The sequence below is a fragment of the Helcococcus ovis genome (genome assembly GCF_004524775.2).
Lineage (GTDB): Bacteria > Bacillota > Clostridia > Tissierellales > Peptoniphilaceae > Helcococcus > Helcococcus ovis.
This window is the reverse complement of record NZ_CP119081.1, coordinates 1,417,988-1,437,302: the sequence shown is the minus strand read 5'-3', so window position 1 is coordinate 1,437,302 and position 19,315 is coordinate 1,417,988. Positions and strand designations below refer to the sequence as shown.

Annotated in this window: 21 protein-coding genes, 2 tRNA genes, 1 riboswitch and 1 other annotated feature; of the genes, 19 read left to right on the top strand and 4 right to left on the bottom strand. The window is 28.0% G+C overall.

Features of this window, described 5'->3' with window-relative positions:
* Positions 1-42 precede the first annotated feature (42 nt).
* From EQF90_RS06820 to EQF90_RS06800, 5 genes are all read left to right on the top strand, one after another.
* Complete coding sequence (locus EQF90_RS06820; protein ID WP_167554068.1) at positions 43-1,425, top strand: MurT ligase domain-containing protein; 1,383 nt, start codon at positions 43-45, stop codon at positions 1,423-1,425.
* Complete coding sequence (locus EQF90_RS06815; protein ID WP_134711556.1) at positions 1,422-2,132, top strand: hypothetical protein; 711 nt, start codon at positions 1,422-1,424, stop codon at positions 2,130-2,132. The genes EQF90_RS06820 and EQF90_RS06815 overlap by 4 nt, the downstream gene beginning before the upstream one ends.
* A gap of 64 nt (positions 2,133-2,196) precedes the next feature.
* The gene (locus EQF90_RS06810; RefSeq protein WP_167554067.1) at positions 2,197-3,279 is read left to right on the top strand and encodes a sugar-transfer associated ATP-grasp domain-containing protein; all 1,083 of its coding nucleotides are present in this window, start codon (positions 2,197-2,199) and stop codon (positions 3,277-3,279) included.
* Between the two features lie 25 nt (positions 3,280-3,304).
* Positions 3,305-4,366 carry a sugar-transfer associated ATP-grasp domain-containing protein gene (locus EQF90_RS06805; protein WP_134711554.1) on the top strand — a complete coding sequence of 354 codons (1,062 nt, stop codon included), beginning with the start codon at positions 3,305-3,307 and terminating at the stop codon, positions 4,364-4,366.
* A gap of 83 nt (positions 4,367-4,449) precedes the next feature.
* Positions 4,450-5,460: a sugar-transfer associated ATP-grasp domain-containing protein gene (locus EQF90_RS06800; RefSeq protein ID WP_134711553.1), complete on the top strand. Its 1,011-nt coding sequence runs from the start codon at positions 4,450-4,452 to the stop codon at positions 5,458-5,460.
* Positions 5,461-6,049: 589 nt separating this feature from the next.
* On the opposite strand, the gene EQF90_RS06795 is transcribed toward EQF90_RS06800, so the two are convergent.
* Positions 6,050-7,060, bottom strand: coding sequence for a sugar-transfer associated ATP-grasp domain-containing protein (locus EQF90_RS06795; protein WP_134711552.1), 1,011 nt, complete (start codon positions 7,058-7,060; stop codon positions 6,050-6,052).
* Between the two features lies 1 nt (position 7,061).
* Positions 7,062-8,588: a murein biosynthesis integral membrane protein MurJ gene (murJ, locus tag EQF90_RS06790; RefSeq protein ID WP_134711551.1), complete on the bottom strand. Its 1,527-nt coding sequence runs from the start codon at positions 8,586-8,588 to the stop codon at positions 7,062-7,064.
* A gap of 117 nt (positions 8,589-8,705) precedes the next feature.
* A riboswitch (FMN riboswitch) is annotated at positions 8,706-8,817 on the top strand.
* Between the two features lie 110 nt (positions 8,818-8,927).
* Between murJ and EQF90_RS06785 the strand changes: the two genes are divergently transcribed.
* From EQF90_RS06785 to EQF90_RS06760, 6 genes are all read left to right on the top strand, one after another.
* Positions 8,928-9,542, top strand: coding sequence for an ECF transporter S component (locus EQF90_RS06785; RefSeq protein ID WP_134711550.1), 615 nt, complete (start codon positions 8,928-8,930; stop codon positions 9,540-9,542).
* An 11-nt stretch (positions 9,543-9,553) separates the two neighbouring features.
* Complete coding sequence (locus tag EQF90_RS06780) at positions 9,554-10,255, top strand: pseudouridine synthase (protein ID WP_134711549.1); 702 nt, start codon at positions 9,554-9,556, stop codon at positions 10,253-10,255.
* Between the two features lie 7 nt (positions 10,256-10,262).
* Positions 10,263-10,901 carry a uridine kinase gene (gene udk, locus EQF90_RS06775; protein ID WP_134711548.1) on the top strand — a complete coding sequence of 213 codons (639 nt, stop codon included), beginning with the start codon at positions 10,263-10,265 and terminating at the stop codon, positions 10,899-10,901.
* A gap of 29 nt (positions 10,902-10,930) precedes the next feature.
* Positions 10,931-11,174: a binding site (T-box leader), on the top strand.
* A 93-nt stretch (positions 11,175-11,267) separates the two neighbouring features.
* Positions 11,268-12,281 (top strand): methionine ABC transporter ATP-binding protein, encoded by a 1,014-nt coding sequence (locus EQF90_RS06770; protein WP_134711547.1) that lies wholly within the window; start codon positions 11,268-11,270, stop codon positions 12,279-12,281.
* Positions 12,274-12,915 (top strand): methionine ABC transporter permease, encoded by a 642-nt coding sequence (locus tag EQF90_RS06765; protein ID WP_134711546.1) that lies wholly within the window; start codon positions 12,274-12,276, stop codon positions 12,913-12,915. The genes EQF90_RS06770 and EQF90_RS06765 overlap by 8 nt, the downstream gene beginning before the upstream one ends.
* 9 nt (positions 12,916-12,924) lie before the next feature.
* On the top strand, positions 12,925-13,728 hold the full coding sequence (locus tag EQF90_RS06760) for a MetQ/NlpA family ABC transporter substrate-binding protein (protein ID WP_134711545.1): 804 nt from the start codon (positions 12,925-12,927) through the stop codon (positions 13,726-13,728).
* Between the two features lie 195 nt (positions 13,729-13,923).
* Here the strand turns inward: EQF90_RS06760 and EQF90_RS06755 are convergent.
* Both EQF90_RS06755 and EQF90_RS06750 read right to left on the bottom strand, forming a co-directional pair.
* A tRNA-Leu gene (locus EQF90_RS06755) sits at positions 13,924-14,008 on the bottom strand.
* A gap of 1 nt (position 14,009) precedes the next feature.
* Positions 14,010-14,084: transfer RNA gene (locus EQF90_RS06750), tRNA-His, on the bottom strand.
* A 130-nt stretch (positions 14,085-14,214) separates the two neighbouring features.
* On the opposite strand from EQF90_RS06750, the gene EQF90_RS06745 reads away from it, so the two are divergent.
* From EQF90_RS06745 to rplV, 8 genes are all read left to right on the top strand, one after another.
* Positions 14,215-15,447, top strand: a complete 1,233-nt coding sequence (locus EQF90_RS06745) for a dicarboxylate/amino acid:cation symporter (RefSeq protein WP_134711544.1) — start codon at positions 14,215-14,217, stop codon at positions 15,445-15,447.
* A 447-nt stretch (positions 15,448-15,894) separates the two neighbouring features.
* Positions 15,895-16,203: a 30S ribosomal protein S10 gene (gene rpsJ / locus EQF90_RS06740; RefSeq protein ID WP_134711543.1), complete on the top strand. Its 309-nt coding sequence runs from the start codon at positions 15,895-15,897 to the stop codon at positions 16,201-16,203.
* Between the two features lie 52 nt (positions 16,204-16,255).
* A complete protein-coding gene (gene rplC / locus EQF90_RS06735) occupies positions 16,256-16,888 on the top strand; it encodes a 50S ribosomal protein L3 (RefSeq protein WP_134711542.1) in 633 nt (210 codons plus the stop codon).
* Positions 16,889-16,902: 14 nt separating this feature from the next.
* Complete coding sequence (gene rplD / locus EQF90_RS06730) at positions 16,903-17,526, top strand: 50S ribosomal protein L4 (RefSeq protein ID WP_134711541.1); 624 nt, start codon at positions 16,903-16,905, stop codon at positions 17,524-17,526.
* Complete coding sequence (rplW, locus tag EQF90_RS06725) at positions 17,526-17,819, top strand: 50S ribosomal protein L23 (RefSeq protein WP_129481407.1); 294 nt, start codon at positions 17,526-17,528, stop codon at positions 17,817-17,819. The genes rplD and rplW overlap by 1 nt, the downstream gene beginning before the upstream one ends.
* A 14-nt stretch (positions 17,820-17,833) precedes the next feature.
* Positions 17,834-18,667 (top strand): 50S ribosomal protein L2, encoded by an 834-nt coding sequence (rplB, locus tag EQF90_RS06720; protein WP_134711540.1) that lies wholly within the window; start codon positions 17,834-17,836, stop codon positions 18,665-18,667.
* A gap of 16 nt (positions 18,668-18,683) precedes the next feature.
* A complete protein-coding gene (gene rpsS, locus EQF90_RS06715) occupies positions 18,684-18,968 on the top strand; it encodes a 30S ribosomal protein S19 (RefSeq protein ID WP_134711539.1) in 285 nt (94 codons plus the stop codon).
* A 9-nt stretch (positions 18,969-18,977) separates the two neighbouring features.
* Positions 18,978-19,313 (top strand): 50S ribosomal protein L22, encoded by a 336-nt coding sequence (rplV, locus tag EQF90_RS06710; RefSeq protein WP_134711538.1) that lies wholly within the window; start codon positions 18,978-18,980, stop codon positions 19,311-19,313.
* Positions 19,314-19,315 lie beyond the last annotated feature (2 nt).

Sequence of the window (19,315 nt, the reverse complement as noted above, 5' to 3'; positions counted from 1 at the left end):
ATAATGTTTATGTTTAAAAAAATAACAAATGAAAGGCAGATTATGGAAAAAAGTTTTAGATTTTATGTTGCCTTGTGGAGTACTAAATTTATAATTAAATTTATGAATTTTATAGGTAGAAGAGCTACATATTTACCGGGAATGATAGCATATAAAATGTGTCCTGATATATTAAAATATATGAAAGTGCCTAAAACTACTATAGCCCTTACAGGAACGAATGGAAAAACAACTACTGCAAATATGATTTCTGATTTTTTGAAAAAGAAAAATATTTCTTTTATTCACAATAATTATGGATCAAATACGGTTGAAGGTATAATAGCATCGTTTATTAAATTTTCAGATTTAAAGGGAAATTTAGATTATGAATATGGAATCATAGAAGTTGATGAGAGGTCATCATATAGAGTTTATGAGTATTTTACACCTGATTATTTGATTGTAACAAATCTTTTTAGGGATTCATCAAAGAGAAATGCTCATGCAGATTATATTTTTAATATTTTAGAAGATTCCGTATCTGAAAAAACTAAATTGATATTAAATTCAGATGATTTGATAAGCTCATTATTAGATAAGAATAGAGAAAAGACATTCTTTTCAATTAATTTACTTGATGGAGAAGAAGAGGAAAGAAATTCTAGGATAAAAGATATAGAAAATTGTCCGAAATGTAATCACAGATTAACTCCTGAATTTATTAGATATAATCATATTGGTAGATATCATTGCGATAACTGTGGGTTTGAAAATTTCAAATCAGACTATTTAGTTAAAAGTGCAGATTTAGAAAATAGAGTTGCAGTAATCGAACATGACACTAAAGAATACAAATTTAATTTACAAAGCAGTAATATTGTTGATTTGTATAATTTATTAGCGGCTATTTCGGTCTTAAGTGAAACGGGATTTTCTATGAGTGAGTTAAGTGAAAATTTTGAAGATGTTGAAGTAGTTAAATCCAGATATAATGATTGTATGATTGGAAATACAAGATTAGTTTACATAATGGCTAAAGCAATAAACCCAATATCTGCATCGAGAACTTTCGATTATATTAGAAAGCAATCAGGAAATATAGCTGTTATTTTTGGAAATTCGAAACATGATATAGGCTATAAAAATTCTGAAAACACATCATGGTTGTACGATTTAGATTTTAGATACTTAAAAGATTCAGAAAATATAAAACAATATATTACATGTGGTAAGAGATTTAAGGATCAAGAAGTAGCATTGCTATTATCCGGCATTAAAAAGGATAAGATAGTAAGTATTGAAGGTTGGAATGGTGTGGCTCAAGCAATAGATTATGACAATATTGATACAATATTTTTACTAAATGATATTGATACATTAGATTTGACAGGTAAAGTAAAAAAAGAAATAGAAAATATATTGCAAGAGAGGTTAGAAAAATGAAAATAGAAGTATTATATCCTGATATTGCAAATTTATTTGGAGAAATGGGACATATAGACTTTATAAGAAATATATTTCCATATGCTCAATTGGTAAAAACACATATTACAGAAAAACCCAGATTTTTAACAGAAAAAATAGATTTAATCTATTTAGGACCTATGGCTGAGAAATATCAAGAACAAATTATAGAAAAATGGCTGCCTTATAAAGCTAAAATAAATGAAAAGATTGAAGAAGGAAATATATTTTTGTTTATTGGAAATGCTATGGAAGTATTATTTGAATATATCGAAAAAGATAACGGTGAAAAAATAAATGGATTGGGTATATTTTCCTATTATGCAAAAAGACAGATGATGAGCCGTATTAATTCGCTATATCATGGAAAGTATAAAAATGATATAGAAATAATTGGATTTAAGACACAATTCACATATGCTCATCCAATTAAGGCTAATGTGCCGTATTTATTTGAAACAATAAGAGGACTTGGAATGGATAAAGAAACTAAAAATGAAGGTATCCATTACAAAAACTTTTATGGAACATACTTAATAGGACCGCTATTGATTATGAATCCTGATTTCACAATAGATTTCATGAAAAATTTTGTAGAAAATCCAAAATTGGAGTATTATAAAGAAATGAAAGAAGCTTTTAATATAAGATTAGAAGAATTTAAGGATTCAAAGACAACATTATAAAATTATTTGAAATTAATAAAATACTGTTATTAAATTTTGAAATTTAATTTAAAAGGTGAAAATGATGAAAAAAAATACTTTTGGAAGTAAACTTGTAAGATTACAAGAGAAGTTAAGAATTATAAAATTAAAAAACAAAGAGAGAAGTTATTTAAAATATAAAATGGAAAAAAATGGATATTATGAAGGTTCTGATGAAGAATATAATAAAGTTGTAGTTCCGTTTTGGTCCAAATATGGAATGAAGCCGGATAAAAAATGGTTTCAATATTCCGGATATAAAAAACAGAAATTTGATCCATATATGATACCGGATGATTTTTATTATGCAGAATTAAATAGATTCTTAAATGACTCAAGATATGATGAATTTTTAGATAATAAAATTTATTTTGAATATTTCTTACCAGAAGCAAAAAAAGCAAATACAATTATTAAATATGCTCATGGGTTTTATAGAACGAAGGAAGATAAATTAGTATCGAAAAGAGAAGCTATTAATATTTTAAAAAAATATGGTAAGATCATAATCAAACCTTCAGATAAAATGAAGGGTATAGGAATAGATTTAATTGATTTTAGTTCTGATGAAGAAAAAGCGATATTAAAATTTGAAGAAAAAGTTAAAGGTGGAGATTTTGTTGCTCAAGAATTAATCAAACAATCTGAACAAATGAATAAGTTGAATCCTTCAAGTGTAAATACTATTAGACCAATGACTTTTATTATAAATAACGAGGTTGTTGTTTTATCAAAGATTTTGCGAATCGGTGCTGAAGGGGCTTTGGTTGATAATTACTCTAGTGGGGGAAAATCCAGACCTATTGATGATGAAGGATACTTAGAAGATTACGAGTTTGTAAATGATAGAAAAGTTGATTTTGATGTAAATGGCAATAAAATTCAAAAAGAAAAATTAATTGGATATGAAAAAGTCGAATTATTAGCAAAACAATATCATAAAAAATTTCCACATTTAAGAATAATTGGATGGGACTTTGCGATTGATGAAAATTATGAACCGGTTCTAATTGAATTAAATGGATATGTTGGAGATAATCAAAGAGAAGATGGCCATGGAACATTTGGAAAATATACAGAACAAGTATTAAACGAGTATTTTGAAAACAAAAAAAATAAAATATAGATTTAAGATATTTTGAGAGGAAAGTATGGTGAATATTACTAATTTTGCTAATAAACTGTTATTAGAACTAAGATATATGGTATATAGAAAAAGACAAAGAGATATACTAAATAAAAATATGAAAGATTATGAGTATTATGAAGGTTCAAAAGAGGAATATGAAAAAGTTGTATTACCATTTTGGGAAAAATACGGAATGAAGCCTGATATAAGATGGTTTCAATTTTTTGGATACAAAGACCAGAAATTTAATCCTCATTTTATTCCTGATGACTTTTTTTATACTGATTTATATAAATTCTTAAATGATGTAAATTTTGATGAAAAATTACAAAATAAAATATTTTTAGATTCAATGTTGCATGATGTAAATAGACCTAGAGCTGTATTAAAATATGAAAATAAACTTTTTGTAAGTGAAAATAATGAGTTTTTAACTAAAGAAGAAGCATTACAAACATTGAAAAAAGAAGGGAAAGTTATCGTAAAACCTTCAGATGATATGCAAGGTAATGGTGTTGAAATACTTAATTTTACTGATAATGAAAAAAAGGCAAAAAAACTTTTTGAAGAAAAAGTAAAATTAGGAGATTTTATTGTTCAAGAGTTGGTAAAACAATCAGACCAAATGAATAGACTTAATAAATCAAGTGTTAATACATTTAGAATTACAACATTATTAATTAATGATAAAGTTGAGTTTGTATCTTCTATTGTTAGATATGGTCAAGAGGGTTCTATTGTTGATAATATGGCTAGAGGAGGCATATCTAGAGTTTTAGATAAAGATGGATACATGTCAAAACAAGCTAAAATTCACGAAAAATTATTTACCACAGAAGATTTTAAATCTGAAAAACTAGAAGGATTTAAAGAAGCATTAGCTCTTGCAAAAAAATTACACCCTAGATTTTCACACGCCAGATATATAGGATGGGACTTTGCAGTTGATCAAAATAATCAACCTGTATTCATTGAATTAAATGCATATCCTGTAAATAACCAAAGACAATATGGACCTGCATTAGGAGATTTTACAGCACAAATTTTAGATGAGTATTTAGAATACAAGAAATCAAAAAAATAATATTTTTAGTTTAATAAGTTAATGTATTACAAGGGTTTTTTATTTAGTAGTTTCATTAAGATTAAACTATTTTAAGAGGTCATATGATTAAAAAAATATTAAATTCTAATTGGAAAGGTATATTAACTGTATTAAATGATATGTCTAAAAGATCTAAAAGATTGAGAATAGATATATTTGTTGATATGTATAAGATGTATAAAAAGTATGGATATACATGGTTAAATTATTACACTTACAATTTTGATAGAGTAAAAAATTTAGAAATTAGAAGGACTTTTTTATCTCAATATGGTGATAATAGTAAAATTTATAGAGAGTTTATAAAAAAAGAGAATATTAAATATCTTAAGGATAAGATGCAATTTAATAAAAAATTTACTGAATTTCTAGGTAGAGAAATAATTAATTTAGAAGATAGTAATCTTGATGAATTTAAATCGTTTATTCAAAGAAATCCGATATTTTTTGCTAAAGATCCTGTGTTAATGGGTGGTAAAGGTGTAGAGAGAGTGGTTTATAGTGAAAATGATAGCGTGGATAAGTTATATGAAAGATTGTTATCAGATGGAAAAATAATTTTAGAACAATCAGTAATTCAACATCCGGAAATGAAAAAATTATCTTTAAATTCACTAAATACTGTTAGAATAGGAACAGCCATCGATAAAGACGGAAATATAAGTATATTATACAATGTGTTAAGAGTATCTGGAAATGACAGCTATCTAGATAATGCAAGTCAGGGAGGGTATTGGACTTTATTAAATGAAAATGGGGTTATAGATAAACCCTTATATAGAGATTTGCCAAAGGAAGATATAATTGAGATAAACCCAATTACTAAATTTAATTATATTGGATTTAAGATACCATACTTTGAAAAAGTAAAAGACCTTGCTGTACAAGCTGCTTCTATATGTAAAGATCTAAAATACGTAGGATGGGATATTGCTATTACTGAAAAAGGACCAATCCTAATAGAAGGCAACGATTTTCCAACCACAGAACTCTACCAAGCCCATGTTCATATGAAAGATGGGAAAGGTAAAGTTAAACTTTTTGAAGAAAAATTGGGGATTAAGTTGAGGTAGAAGTTAAAATCTGCTATAAAACAACTTTATAGTTGTTTTATAGCAGATTTTTTTCTAATAGAATTCATTATTTCTGATAATAAATATTCATAAATTATATGAGTTATATCATTGTCTCAATTAATCATTATAGCATTCATTAAAACTATAGTAGTAAAGCTGTTCTATTTGTGTTTTTATTAGTAATAGTAGTAAATTACATAGAATAAATTATTTAATTAAATTACCACCTAAAAGTTAAAAAATGCAAAAATAAGATGTAACTTATTTACATCTCATTTTTGCGATTTTCAATTTTTGAGAGGTAATTTAATTAAGTTGCAAATTTCTATTTATAAGCCTAAAAGACATTAACCCTAAAACATATATATACTTGATAATAATTAAATTTAAAATATGAAAAGAAGCACCTATAATAAATTAGTGTTGATTTATAATGTATCTGTATTACTATTCGTGTGTATAATGATATTTAATTAAGAATTTAATAAAATCAAAGACACAGTCTCAAAAAAATTTTTAATACTCTGTTAATCTTTGTAAAAAACAGGATCAGAAATCTCCTAATTTCTAATCCTGTTTTTCCATTTTATCTAAGTTTAATCCCCATTTTTTCTTCAAAAACCTTTACAAATCCCTTTCCGTCTTTCATATGCACATATGCTTGGAATAAATCTGGACCCGGGAATTCGTTAGCTTCTATAATAAGAGGACCATTTTTTGAAATTGCAATATCCCATCCGATGTATTTAAGCTCTTTATGTAAGCCGGCTGCCTTAGTTGCTAATTCTTTCAATTCTTTTATCATAGGAACTTTGAATCCCATATAATCAAATCCTGTCAATCTATTTTTGGTAATTATTGACTCTAGAGGAATATTCGTATATAAGGGCTTATCTATAACTCCATTTTCTGATAATAAAGTCCAATATCCTCCTAAGCTGCCATTATCAAGATAACTATCTGATTGAGAAACTCTTAAAACCATATATATTATACTAACTTCACCTTGCTTGTTAATTACTGTACCTGTTCTAATAGTGTTAATTGAGTTTAAAGAAAGTTTATTCATTTCTTCGTGTTGTTCAATGCCTTCCTCGACTAAATATTTGTTTTCTTTTAATAGTCTATTGAATAAATCATCCAAGTTATCTATATTTTTAATGTTTATTCTTTCTACTCCCTTTCCGCCACAAGAAAAAGGATCTTTGGCGAATACTACATTATATTTACTTGCAAAAATTTTAAAATCTGAAATATTTGCTTTTTTTAGATTTAAAAAATCTCTTCCTAAAAATTCTTTATATTCCTCAACAAATTCATCCTTATCTGTGAGGTATTTGTATGAATCTTCATTTATAAATTCTCTATAAATTTTACTATTATCTTTATACAGGGTAAAATAACTATTTCTAATTTCTTTATCCTTAACTCTGTCAAAATTACTGCTGTAATATGTCATCCATGTATTTCCATCATTTTTGTATGACTTATACATATCTATAAATAAATCTAATTTATTTCGACCGGATCTTTTCGACATATCTCTTAAAACTAACCAAATATTTTTCCAATCTGCACTAAATAATTTTTTTAACATTCTACTTAACCTTCTTTATAAATCTATGATATAACTTATTTACAATTTCCATTACTTCGGGAATTCTTGCGAAAATAATTAGGATGCCAAATATTATTATTGACATAATTATCGAAGTTAATAAAGCTAATATAAAGTTTATATTCTGTATTGAATTGTAAATTAACATGGTAAATATTCCCATGATAATACTTATTATTAATATTTTAATTATTTTATTTAAAAACAACTTAAATTCAATTTTTCCGTAGTGATTTCTGAAGGAATATATTTCATATGAAGCTGCTGAAATAGATGCTACTGCTGTAGCGATAGATAATCCGTTTAGTCCCCAGAAATATGATAAAACTACATCTAAAACAATATTTAATACTACTTGTATAAGTGTAGCATAAATAGGAATCTTAGTGTTTTGAAGAGAGTAAAATCCTCTGTTTACTATTTGTTTGATAGATAATCCTAAAATGGTTGGTGCATAGAAGAATAAAACTCCTGAAATAATAGTAGTTGATTCTTTATTAAATACACCTCTTTCAAGTAATATTTTTACCAATGGTTTAGATAAAATCATAATACCAATCATTGAAGGAATAATAAGTATATATGATGCTGTCAAACCACTCATCATAGTTTTTTTCATTTCTTCAATTCTATTTTGACTTGCAAGATTACTCATAGAAGGATAAATTGATGTTGTAATTGATACAATTATAACACCGGATATTATTTGAAATATTAAAGTTGCATATTTCATTGATGAAACACCACCATTTGGCATTATTATTGAAGCTAATGATTGATCAGTAATAGTTAATAAATCCATTGCCGATATTGAAATTAAAAGTGGTATAGCAAATTTAATTAGTTTATAAATATATTTATCCCTAAAATCTAAAATTATTTTATGGGAATAATATTCAGATTTTATAGCTGAAGGGAATAAGAAATATTTTAAAAATTCTGTAATTAATATTCCGTAAGCTATTATGTAGTAATTTTTTAATTTTATAGAAATAATTAAAGTAATTACATGAAAAAAATTCATAATTATCCCAGGAGTTTCAGCTATTATAAATCTGTTTTTCATTTGTAAAAATGCAATGAATACTGCTGAAATCATCGTTGGATATAGTGAAAATGCAAAAATACGCGTAAATTGTATGCTTATTTCTCTTTTCTCTCCTGAATATGCTGGTGCAAATATTGATACAAGTATAGGAGCTATGAATATAATAATTGCTATAAATATTGTTGAGATAAGCATAATAATATTTAATAAATTTGATGTAAATAATTTTGCTTTATTTTCTCCGTGTTTTGTTTTTATTTCAGTATAAATCGGTATATAGCCTGCTACCAATGATGTCAAAATTGACCCGAATAAAATAAATGGAATAGTGGAAGCTGTGCTATATGCATCCATAATACTGTTTGTTCCAAGAAAATAAGCGAAAGCTTGCTCTCTAATAAGTCCTGTTAATTTGGATAATAATGTTATTACCATTAAAATAATTGTAGTTTTTCTCATCTTAACCTCTCTATACAAGATTATAGCATATTATATATAAAAAAATTAAGATATAAAATTAAAGTATGATAGAAAAAATAATTTGATAATAATATATAATAGTGATAACATATAGTTATAGATCTTCAGGGCGGGGCGTAATTCCCTACCGGCGGTAAAGTCCGCGAGCGTAAGCAGAATCGGTGAAACTCCGATACCGACAGTATAGTCTGGATGAAAGAAGGTATATTAATTGGCGGTATTTTAAATACTGTTATTAGTTATGTTTTTTAATGCCCCGAAGTATCGGGGTGATTTATTTTTAAAATTGCTCCAAAAAGATATTTAGGGAGGGATTTTATGAAAGTAATTAAAAATAAGATTGAAATTTTTTCAATTAATAATATGGTGAAAATATCAATTTTTGCAGCTATGGCAGGATTACTTGCGTTATTTAAGTTTCCAATACCTATAGCTCCATCATTTATGACGGTAGATTTTGGCGATGTAGCAACACTTTTAAGTGGTTTTACATTAGGACCGGTATTAGGGGGGATAACTGTAATATTAAAAAATTTAATAAATCTAATGTTAAATGGTACTACTACAGCTTATGTAGGAGAGTTATCAAATACAATAGTTGGTGTTACATTTGTAGTTATTTCATCCTTAATTTATTGGTGTAAAAAAACTAGGAAAGCAGCTATTTTAGGTCTAGTATTTGGCATAATTGGGATGAGCTTTATAGCTACGTTTTCAAATTATTTTGTAATATTTCCAATTTATGCAAAAATTTTTCATATACGGGTAGACGGTTTTGTAAAATTTGTACCAAAATCATATAATATTGTGAAAAATTATTATGATTTAATGGTTTTATCTGTATTACCATTTAATATAGTAAAAGGAACCTTAAATGCAATAGTTACTTTTTTAGTTTATAAAAAAATTTCAAAAGCAATGAAAAAAATTTAATGGGATAAAATATGAGAATAGACAAATATTTATCTAATAGTGGAATAGGTACGAGAAAAGAAGTTAAGCAATATATTAAAAATGGTTTGATTTTGTTAAATGATAAAGTAGTTTTGAAATCTACTCAACAAGTTGATGAAAATAAAGATAAGATTAAATTTAAAAATCATGAAATTATATATAAAAAATACATTTATTTAATGATGAATAAACCACAAGGATATATTTCTGCAACTAAAGATTATAACGATACTGTTTTAGATCTTCTAGATGAGAAATTTCAAAATAAGGATATATTTCCTGTGGGTAGATTAGATAAAGATACAGAAGGTTTATTAATTTTAACAAATGACGGTAAATTGGCACATGAACTTTTATCACCTAAAAAAAAGGTTGATAAAAAATATTATGCTAAAGTTGATAATATACTAAGTGAAGAAGATATTGATAAATTTAAAGATGGTATTTATTTAGAAAAAGAACAGTATCTTACAATGCCTGCAAAATTAGAAATTATTTCTAATTATGAATGTTACGTTTACATTAAAGAGGGGAAATATCATCAAGTAAAAAGAATGCTGAAATCTTGTGGTAAGGAAGTTTTATATCTAAAGAGAATTTCAATGGGAAATGTAAATCTGGATGAAACTTTAGATTCAGGACAATATAGAGAATTAACGGAAAAAGAAATTGAAATATTAAAAAAAAATTAGAGGGTTTATGAATAATGTTACAATTATAGGTGTTTGTGGTGGCTCAGCATCTGGAAAAACAACAATAGTTGATAAATTGAAAAAACAATATGATAATGATTTAGTTGTATTAGGTCATGATTTTTATTACAAGGCTCATAATGAACTAAGCTACTCTCAAAGAGCTGAGCTTAATTATGATCATCCAAGTGCTTTTGATACGGACAGATTAATAGAGGATATAAAAAAATTAAAAAATGGTGAAGAAATTTACAGGCCGGTATATGATTATACAATTCATAATAGATCTGATGAAGTTGTTTTGGTAAAACCAAAGCCTGTTATTGTAGTAGAAGGTATTTTGATACTTGAAAATAAAGAACTTAGAGATATGATGGATATTAAAGTATTTGTTGAGACTGATGCTGATGAAAGAATATTACGCAGGATTCAAAGAGATGTAATGAAAAGAGGTCGAAGCCTCGAATCAGTGATAAATCAATATCGTGATACTGTAAAGATAATGCATGATACTTTTATTGAGCCATCTAAAAAATATGCTGATATAATAATTCCTCGAGGAGGACAAAACATTATCGGCATAGAAATGTTAATGAATACAATTTCTAGAATTGTAAAAAGTCATAATAAAAAGATTGACAAATAAAAATAATTATAATAGTATATTATTTATAAATACTGACGAAGAAAAGAAGAGTAGTAAATATTAATTTTTTACAGAGAAAGCTCGTTTGCTGAGAGAGCTAAAAAGCATATTTACGAACATGGTCTTGGAGTTTGATATATCGAATGGAAACTTTAGATATATCCGGAGTTCTTTCCGTTATCAAAAGAAAGTAGTGAATACGCTACTTGTTAAGGAAATAGCTGTGAAGTTATTTTGAAATAAGGTGGTAACACGTTAATGGACGTCCTTATATGCTTAGGCATATAGGGATTTTTTTATTTTTGAACTTTAAGATTTCCAAAGTATTTATAATTTCTTTAGCTTATAAATGAAATGGAGAAAGATATGATTAAAATAGAAAATTTAAATGTTACATTTGAAAATGGAAATAGTGTTTTTAAGGCTTGTGATGATGTAAGTTTGAAAGTATCAAAAGGTGAAATTTTTGGGATAATAGGATTAAGTGGTGCCGGTAAATCAACACTTATTAGATGTATCAATGGATTACAAAAACCTGATAGCGGAAGTATTAAAATACAGGGTGATGATATAGTAAAATTATCAAAAAAAGAATTGAATGAAAAAAGAAAAGATATGTCTATGATATTTCAAACATTTAATCTTTTTAATCAAAAAACAGTATATAAAAATATTTCATATCCTTTGGAAATAGCAGGATTTAGTAAGAAGGATATAAAAAGTAGAGTGGAAGAATTATTAAATTTTGTAGATTTGAATTCAAAAAAGGATGAATATCCATCAAAATTATCAGGTGGACAAAAGCAAAGGGTTGCCATTGCTAGAGCTTTGGCGGTAAATCCAAAAATATTACTTTCTGATGAATCTACTTCAGCGTTAGATCCTGCAAACACAAAAGTAATACTTGATTTATTAAAGAAAGCTGTTAAAAAATTCAATTTGACAATTATTTTAATTACTCATCAAATGGAAGTTTGCAGAGATATATGTGACAGGATTGCAGTTATGGAAAATGGAAAAATTATTGAAGAAAATACTACAGAAGCATTATTTATTAATCCTAAACATGCAATTACTAAAAGTTTTATAAGAGGAAATGCTGAAGAATCTAAAAACGATATAGAATATGAAGATAATAATTTTTATTCAAAATATGTTGTATTGAATTTCAATCACACTATCTCAAAAAAAGCAATAGTTAGTGAAGTGATAAAAAAAACAAATATAGATGTAAATATCCTTTCAGGTAAAATTAACAGATTAAGTGAAAAAGCAGTTGGTTTTTTGGAGGTAGAATTAATAGGTTCAGATAGTAGTGTAAAAAATGCTATAGAAATATTTCAAAGTTTGGGTGTTATAGTGGAGGAGAAAGATGATTAAGATTTTATTTAATTCTATTTTAGAAACGACATTTATGGTTTCAATATCAATATTTTTAGCATTTTTAATAGGCTCTCCACTAGCCATATTATTATTTATATCAAGACGAGATGGCTTAAAACCGAATTTCGCATTATTTAGGTTTTTAGATATATTAATTAATGTATTGCGTTCTGTACCTTTTGTAATACTAATGATAGTATTGATGCCTTTAAGTTCATTAATATTTGGTGAAAGTATCGGAACAACGGGATCGTTAGTGCCGCTGACATTCGCTTCATTTCCATTTATTGCTAGACTTTTGGAAGCTTCATTCTTAAAAGTTGAGAAAGGAATAATCGAAGCGGCAGAATCAATGGGAAGTAAAATATCGGAAATTATATTTAAGGTATTGATTCCGGAATCTTTACCAAATATTGTAAATGACATTACAATTACAATTATTAATTTAATTGGATATTCTGCAATGGCAGGCTCTCTTGGTGGAGGTGGGCTAGGTAATATGGCGATTAGATTTGGTTTATATAATTTTAAGGCTGACTATTTATTTTCAGCAGTTGTAACAATAATTATTTTAGTTCAATTAATTCAGTATGGTGGAACTAAATTATCAAAAAAATTAAACAAAATATAGGAGGAAATTATGAAGAAAAAATTATTAAGTTTATTATTGGTTTTTGTTATTTTATTAGTAGGATGTGGAACAAAAGTAAATGATTTGGATAAAACGAAAAAAGTTAAAATTGGTGTAAGTCCGGTTCCTCATGAAGAAATTACAAAAGTTGCACAAAAACTATTAAAAGAAGAAGGCATTGAATTAGAAATTAAAGTTTTTGATGATTATATTCAACCAAACTTAGCATTAAATGATGGCTCACTAGATGCTAACTTTTTCCAACATTTACCATATTTAGAAACTTTTAATAAAGAAAAAAATACAAAATTAGTAAGTGTTGCTTCAGTTCATGTAGAACCAATTGCTTTATATTCAAAATCGGTTAAAAATATAAATGACTTTAAGGATGGAGCTGAAATATTAATTCCGGCAGATGCTTCAAATGGTTCAAGAGCGTTGTTCTTACTTGAAAAAAATGGATTAATAAAGCTTAAAGAAGGTTTGAAAAATCTAGTTACAGAACAAGATATATTAGAAAACAAAAAAAATATTAAATTCACACCAATTGATGCAGCTTTAATACCTAAGGCGTATAAAGAAAAGGATGGTGCTGTAATTAACTCAAACTATGCAATACAAGCCGGATTAAATCCATTAAAGGATGGATTAATTATTGAAGGGTCTGAAAGTAAATATTCAAATGTGATTGCAGTAAAAAAATCTAATAAAGATAAAGAAGTAATTAAGAAAGTAATAAAAGCATTTCAATCAAAAGAAGTTAAGGAATATATCGAAAAGAGCTTCAAAGGTGCAGTTGTGCCAGCGTTTTAATTATTAAGATATATAATATTTTTTAATATTTAAAATTTAATAAAAATCTTAAAAAGGGTTGTTACAAAATAATTTTTTTAATTATTTTTTAGTAAAATCTCTCTTATCATGATTAATCAACTAAAAGGGGCTATTGCAAAATAACTAAAAAAGTTATTTTGTAATAGCACCCTTTTTTATAAACATATAATTGTATGGTGCGGGTGAGAGGAGTCGAACCCCCACATCCGAAGATACTAGATCCTAAGTCTAGCGCGTCTGCCAATTCCGCCACACCCGCATGGGGTGAGTAATGGGATTCGAACCCACGATACCAGGAGCCACAACCCTGTGCCTTGCCACTTGGCCATACTCACCACATAAATTTATTGAATACCTATATAATATATTATAATTTTTAAAATTTGTCAATGTTTTTTAAAATGTTTTACATTTATTTAAAAAAGTGATAGAATATTTTAAATTTTATCATTAAGGGAGGTGCTTATGACTAAATACAAAAGTAAACTTAGTCTACCATTTAAAATTTTTATTGCACTAATTTTAGGGGTCTTATTTGGAATTGCTATGACAGGGAATTCTCAAATAGCTGTTACATATATTAAGCCATTTGGTGATGGATTTTTAGCTCTAATTAAAATGGTCGTTATACCATTAGTTTTTTGTTCTTTATTAGTAGGGGTCGGATCGCTTAATAATATTAAACAGTTGGGAAGGTTTGGAATTAAAACTATTATATTTTTCATGTTTACAACCAGTATTGCTGTGATGTTGGGATTGGTTTTATCTAATTTATTAAATGTATCCTCCGGATTTTCTATGAATACAAATATTATAAATAAATCTGATGTTATAATGAAGAAAGCCCCAACAATTGCTGAGACTATTATAAATATTATTCCGTCAAATCCGATTAAGTCATTGGTGGACGGGAACATGTTACAAATTATAACTTTTGCTATTATTTTAGGCATTGCATTGTTGGAATCGGGAGAAAAGGGAAGAGAAGTATTTGGTATATTTGAAACTATTGCAAATGCTATGTATAAGATAATTTCGTGGATTATGAAACTTGCACCTATAGGAGTATTTGCTTTAATCGTACCTGCTATAGCTACAAATGGAGCAGTTGTTATAGGTTCGCTATTGAAATTGATATTGGTAGCTTATTTTGTATCAATAGCACATATAATTTTAGTTTATGGATTATCCGTTAAGCTAATAGGAAAAATAAATCCATTAAGATTTTTTAAAACTGTAATCCCTGCGATGCTAACAGCTTTTTCAACATCATCGAGTTCTGGAACATTACCTGTTTCGATGAATGTAGCTGAAAAATTAGGGGTATCAAAAACTGTAACATCGTTTGTATTACCTTTAGGCTCAACTATAAATATGGATGGGACAGCTATTTATCAAGGAGTATGTGCAATATTTATAGCTAAAGTTTTTGGGGTGGATTTAACAGTTGGTCAACAATTAGTAATAATATTATCTGCAACATTAGCTTCTATAGGTACAGCAGGAGTTCCCGGGGCAGGAATGATAATGCTGGCGATGGTTTTACAAAGTGTAGGGTTACCTGTTGAAGGCATTGCTTTAGTTGCTGGTATCGATAGACCTCTTGATATGATGAGAACTGTAGTAAATGTAACAGGGGATATTACTTGCTCGGTTATAGTTGCCAATACTGAAAATAAAATAAATCATAAAAATTAGTAGCTGTTGCAAAATAATTATTTTTGGTTATTTTGCAACGGCTTTCAATTTTAATATAATTTCAGTTTTTTATATGTACAATAAGGATTTAGAAAATGATTATATCAGAATTTGTATTTAGGTATATATAATATTAAAGAAAGGTATTATCAAATAAATTGAAAAATCGATGTTACATAATATGTTAAAAAATTTTAATATTTTATATTAAAATAATATTATTTTAATATATAACTTGAAAAATAACATCATTTTTAGTATTATATTTAGGTACTAATTTTAGCAAGGAAGTGAGAGGTTGCTTGAAACGCTGCTTCTAAGCGGTTTAAGGGAATTCACACTGAGTTAGTTCAAATAAAAATTTGAGCGAGATAGCTTCGCTTTTTTTAATTAAAACGGTTAGTACACCCGGAAGAGAGTATGGCTATCAAGAATATAGGAGGAAAAATGGCTAAACAAAAAATAAGAATTAGATTAAGAGCTTACGATCATGATGTTATTGATTCATCAGCAGCTAAGATCGTAGATGCATGTAAGAGAAGTGGTGCAGACGTATCAGGTCCTATTCCACTACCTACAGAAATTGAAAAGGTAACAATAATCAGAGCTACTCATAAGTACAAAGATTCAAGAGAACAATTTGAACAAAGAACACATAAGAGATTAATCGATATTGTTAACCCAAATGGTAAAACATTAGACGCTCTTAAAAAATTAAATCTACCAGCTGGTGTAGATATAGAAATTAAGCTATAAAACTTAGTATGATTGTGCAAAATGCATAATCCACTGTAAGAAAGGGGAAAAAATGAAAGGTTTATTAGGAAGAAAACTTGGTATGACACAAATTTTCGATGAAAATGGTAGTGTTACACCAGTTACAGTTGTAGAAGCTGGTCCTGTAGTTGTTACTCAAATTAAAACAGAAGAAAATGACGGCTACAAGGCAATTCAAGTTGGTTTCAAAGAAAGAAAAGAAAAACATTCAAACCAACCAATGAGAGGACATTTTGCAAAAGCTAATGTTGAATTAAAGAGATACTTAAGAGAATTCTTAGTAGATAATACTGATGATTATACTCTAGGACAAGAGATTAAAGTAGATGTTTTCAATGATAAAGAAATCGTAGATGTAATCGGTACCTCAAAAGGTAAAGGAACACAAGGTTCAATCAAGAGACATAACTACAGTAGAGGTCCTGAAGCTCATGGTTCAAAATCACATAGAGTTGCAGGAGCAAGATCAGCAGGTTCTGATCCGGCTAGAGTGTTTAAGGGTAGAAAAGGCTCGGGTAAAATGGGTCACGATAGAGTTACAGTACAAAATCTAGAAATAGTTAAAGTAGATCTTGAAAGAAATCTACTACTTATTAAAGGTGCTATCCCAGGACCTAAGGGTGGACTAGTAACTGTTCAAGAAGCTAGAAAAGCATCAAAATAGGAAGGAGATAGTATATGGCTAATGTTAATGTATTAGATATTAAAGGAAATAACGTTGGAAGCATTGAATTACCAGAATCTTTATTTGGTGTTGAAATTAATGAACACGTTGTTTATGAAGTAGTAAAAAATCAATTAGCAAACAAAAGACAAGGTACACAATCAGCTAAAACTCGTGCAGAAGTAAGTGGTGGTGGTAAAAAACCTTGGAGACAAAAAGGTACAGGTAGAGCAAGACAAGGTTCTATAAGATCTCCTCAATGGAGAGGTGGTGGTATTGTATTTGCACCAAAACCAAGAGATTACTCATATGCAGTACCAAAGAAGGTTAGAAGATTAGCATTAAAATCTTTATTAACTTCAAAAGTAGTTGAAGATGAAATTATAGTATTAAACGAATTAAACTTAAATGAAATTAGCACAAAAAATGCTAAAACAATATTAGAAGCAATTAAAGCAGACAAAACAGCATATGTTGTTGTTGCTGAAGCTAATGAAAATGTATATAAATCATTCAGAAACGTTCCTGGTGTTGAAGTTGTAGTGGTAAACAACATGAATGTATATGATTTAATTAGACATAATTCATTAATCATTACAGAAGCTGCTGTTAAAAAAGCAGAGGAGGTATTCGCATAATGAAATCACCTTTTGATATTATATTAACTCCGATAGTAAGTGAAAGATCAATGGAGTTAATGGAACAAAAAAAATATGTATTTAAAGTAAGTAAAAAAGCAAATAAGTCAGAAATTAAAGAAGCAATTGAAAAGATTTTTGATGGTGTTAAAGTAGAAAAAGTTAACACAATTAATATGTTAGGAAAAACTACAAGATATGGTAATAAAGTAGGTAAAAAATCTGACTGGAAAAAAGCAATAGTTACATTAAAAGAAGATTCAAAAACAATTGAATTTTTCGAAAATATGTAAGATAGGGGGATGAAATGGCTATAAAAAAATATAAACCAACTTCTGCTGGGCTTCGTTCAATGTCAGTTTTATCTTATGATGAAATTACAAAGAAAGCACCGGAAAAATCATTGACAGCTCCATTGAAAAAATCAGGTGGTAGAAATAACTTAGGTAGAACTACTTCAAGATTTAGAGGTGGTGGAAATAAAAGAAAATATAGAATTATAGACTTTAAGAGAGATAAAGAAAATATACCAGGAAAAGTAGCTTCTATAGAATATGATCCAAATAGAACAGCAAATATAGCTTTAATCCACTATGTTGATGGTGAGAAAAGATATATCTTAGCTCCAAAAGGATTAAAAGTAGGAGCAACAGTTGAAGCTGGTGAAAATGCTGATATTATTATCGGTAATGCAAAACAATTAAAAGATATACCAGTTGGTACAACAATCCACAATATCGAATTAAAACCAGGTAAAGGTGGACAAATGGCTAGAACAGCTGGAGCAGAAGCTCAATTAGCTGGTAAAGAAGGAAAATATGGTATCGTAAGATTACCTTCCGGGGAAATTAGAAGAGTTGATATTAGATGTAAAGCAACAATTGGTCAAGTTGGTAACTTAGAACATGAATTGGTAGTTTTAGGTAAAGCCGGTAAATCAAGATATATGGGCAAGAGACCTCACGTAAGAGGTTCAGCAATGAACCCTGTAGATCACCCACACGGTGGTGGTGAAGGTAGAACACCTGTAGGTAGACCACAACCAATGACACCATGGGGTAAGAAATCTCGTGGAGTTAAGACAAGAGACTTAAAGAAGCAATCTAATAAAGATATCATAAGAAGAAGAAAAGGTAAATAGATCCAGGAGGTAAAGAATGGGTAGATCTCTAAAAAAGGGACCATTTTGTGATGACCACTTAATGAAAAAAGTGGAAGCTTTAAATGAAGCAAATGATAAAAAAGTTATTAAGACATGGTCAAGAAGATCAACAATATTTCCAGAATTTGTTGGCCATACAATAGCTATACATGATGGAAGAAAACATGTTCCAGTATATGTAACAGAAGACATGGTAGGACACAAATTAGGTGAATTCGTACCAACGAGAACATATAGAGGACATGAAAAAAATGACAAAACAAGTAAAGTTAAGAAATAGGGGGATAGAATGGAAGTAAGATCAGAAGCAAAATACGTACGTATTTCACCATTAAAAGTACATTTTATCTGTAGAGAAATAGTTGGTAAAAATGTTGATGAAGCATTAAATATTTTAAGATTTACACCAAAAAAAGGTGCTAAATTATTAGAAAAAGTATTAGTATCAGCTATTGCTAACGCTGAAAACAACCATAATTTAAACAGAGATTTATTAGTTGTAGAAAAAGCTTGGGCAAATGATGGTCCAACCATGAAGAGAATTAGACCTAAAGCAAAAGGTTCAGCTTATCCAATACTTAAAAGAACATCACATATTGGTGTTGTTGTAAGAGAAGAAGAATAGGA

Excerpts from the sequence above, each read along its gene's own strand:
- EQF90_RS06820 (WP_167554068.1), top strand. The coding sequence starts at position 43 with ATGGAAAAAAGTTTTAGATTTTATGTTGCCTTGTGGAGTACTAAATTT.
- EQF90_RS06815 (WP_134711556.1), top strand. The coding sequence starts at position 1,422 with ATGAAAATAGAAGTATTATATCCTGATATTGCAAATTTATTTGGAGAA.
- EQF90_RS06810 (WP_167554067.1), top strand. The coding sequence starts at position 2,197 with ATGAAAAAAAATACTTTTGGAAGTAAACTTGTAAGATTACAAGAGAAG.
- EQF90_RS06805 (WP_134711554.1), top strand. The coding sequence starts at position 3,305 with ATGGTGAATATTACTAATTTTGCTAATAAACTGTTATTAGAACTAAGA.
- EQF90_RS06800 (WP_134711553.1), top strand. The coding sequence starts at position 4,450 with ATGATTAAAAAAATATTAAATTCTAATTGGAAAGGTATATTAACTGTA.
- EQF90_RS06795 (WP_134711552.1), bottom strand. The coding sequence starts at position 7,060 with ATGTTAAAAAAATTATTTAGTGCAGATTGGAAAAATATTTGGTTAGTT.
- murJ (WP_134711551.1), bottom strand. The coding sequence starts at position 8,588 with ATGAGAAAAACTACAATTATTTTAATGGTAATAACATTATTATCCAAA.
- EQF90_RS06785 (WP_134711550.1), top strand. The coding sequence starts at position 8,928 with ATGAAAGTAATTAAAAATAAGATTGAAATTTTTTCAATTAATAATATG.
- EQF90_RS06780 (WP_134711549.1), top strand. The coding sequence starts at position 9,554 with ATGAGAATAGACAAATATTTATCTAATAGTGGAATAGGTACGAGAAAA.
- udk (WP_134711548.1), top strand. The coding sequence starts at position 10,263 with ATGAATAATGTTACAATTATAGGTGTTTGTGGTGGCTCAGCATCTGGA.
- EQF90_RS06770 (WP_134711547.1), top strand. The coding sequence starts at position 11,268 with ATGATTAAAATAGAAAATTTAAATGTTACATTTGAAAATGGAAATAGT.
- EQF90_RS06765 (WP_134711546.1), top strand. The coding sequence starts at position 12,274 with ATGATTAAGATTTTATTTAATTCTATTTTAGAAACGACATTTATGGTT.
- EQF90_RS06760 (WP_134711545.1), top strand. The coding sequence starts at position 12,925 with ATGAAGAAAAAATTATTAAGTTTATTATTGGTTTTTGTTATTTTATTA.
- EQF90_RS06745 (WP_134711544.1), top strand. The coding sequence starts at position 14,215 with ATGACTAAATACAAAAGTAAACTTAGTCTACCATTTAAAATTTTTATT.
- rpsJ (WP_134711543.1), top strand. The coding sequence starts at position 15,895 with ATGGCTAAACAAAAAATAAGAATTAGATTAAGAGCTTACGATCATGAT.
- rplC (WP_134711542.1), top strand. The coding sequence starts at position 16,256 with ATGAAAGGTTTATTAGGAAGAAAACTTGGTATGACACAAATTTTCGAT.
- rplD (WP_134711541.1), top strand. The coding sequence starts at position 16,903 with ATGGCTAATGTTAATGTATTAGATATTAAAGGAAATAACGTTGGAAGC.
- rplW (WP_129481407.1), top strand. The coding sequence starts at position 17,526 with ATGAAATCACCTTTTGATATTATATTAACTCCGATAGTAAGTGAAAGA.
- rplB (WP_134711540.1), top strand. The coding sequence starts at position 17,834 with ATGGCTATAAAAAAATATAAACCAACTTCTGCTGGGCTTCGTTCAATG.
- rpsS (WP_134711539.1), top strand. The coding sequence starts at position 18,684 with ATGGGTAGATCTCTAAAAAAGGGACCATTTTGTGATGACCACTTAATG.
- rplV (WP_134711538.1), top strand. The coding sequence starts at position 18,978 with ATGGAAGTAAGATCAGAAGCAAAATACGTACGTATTTCACCATTAAAA.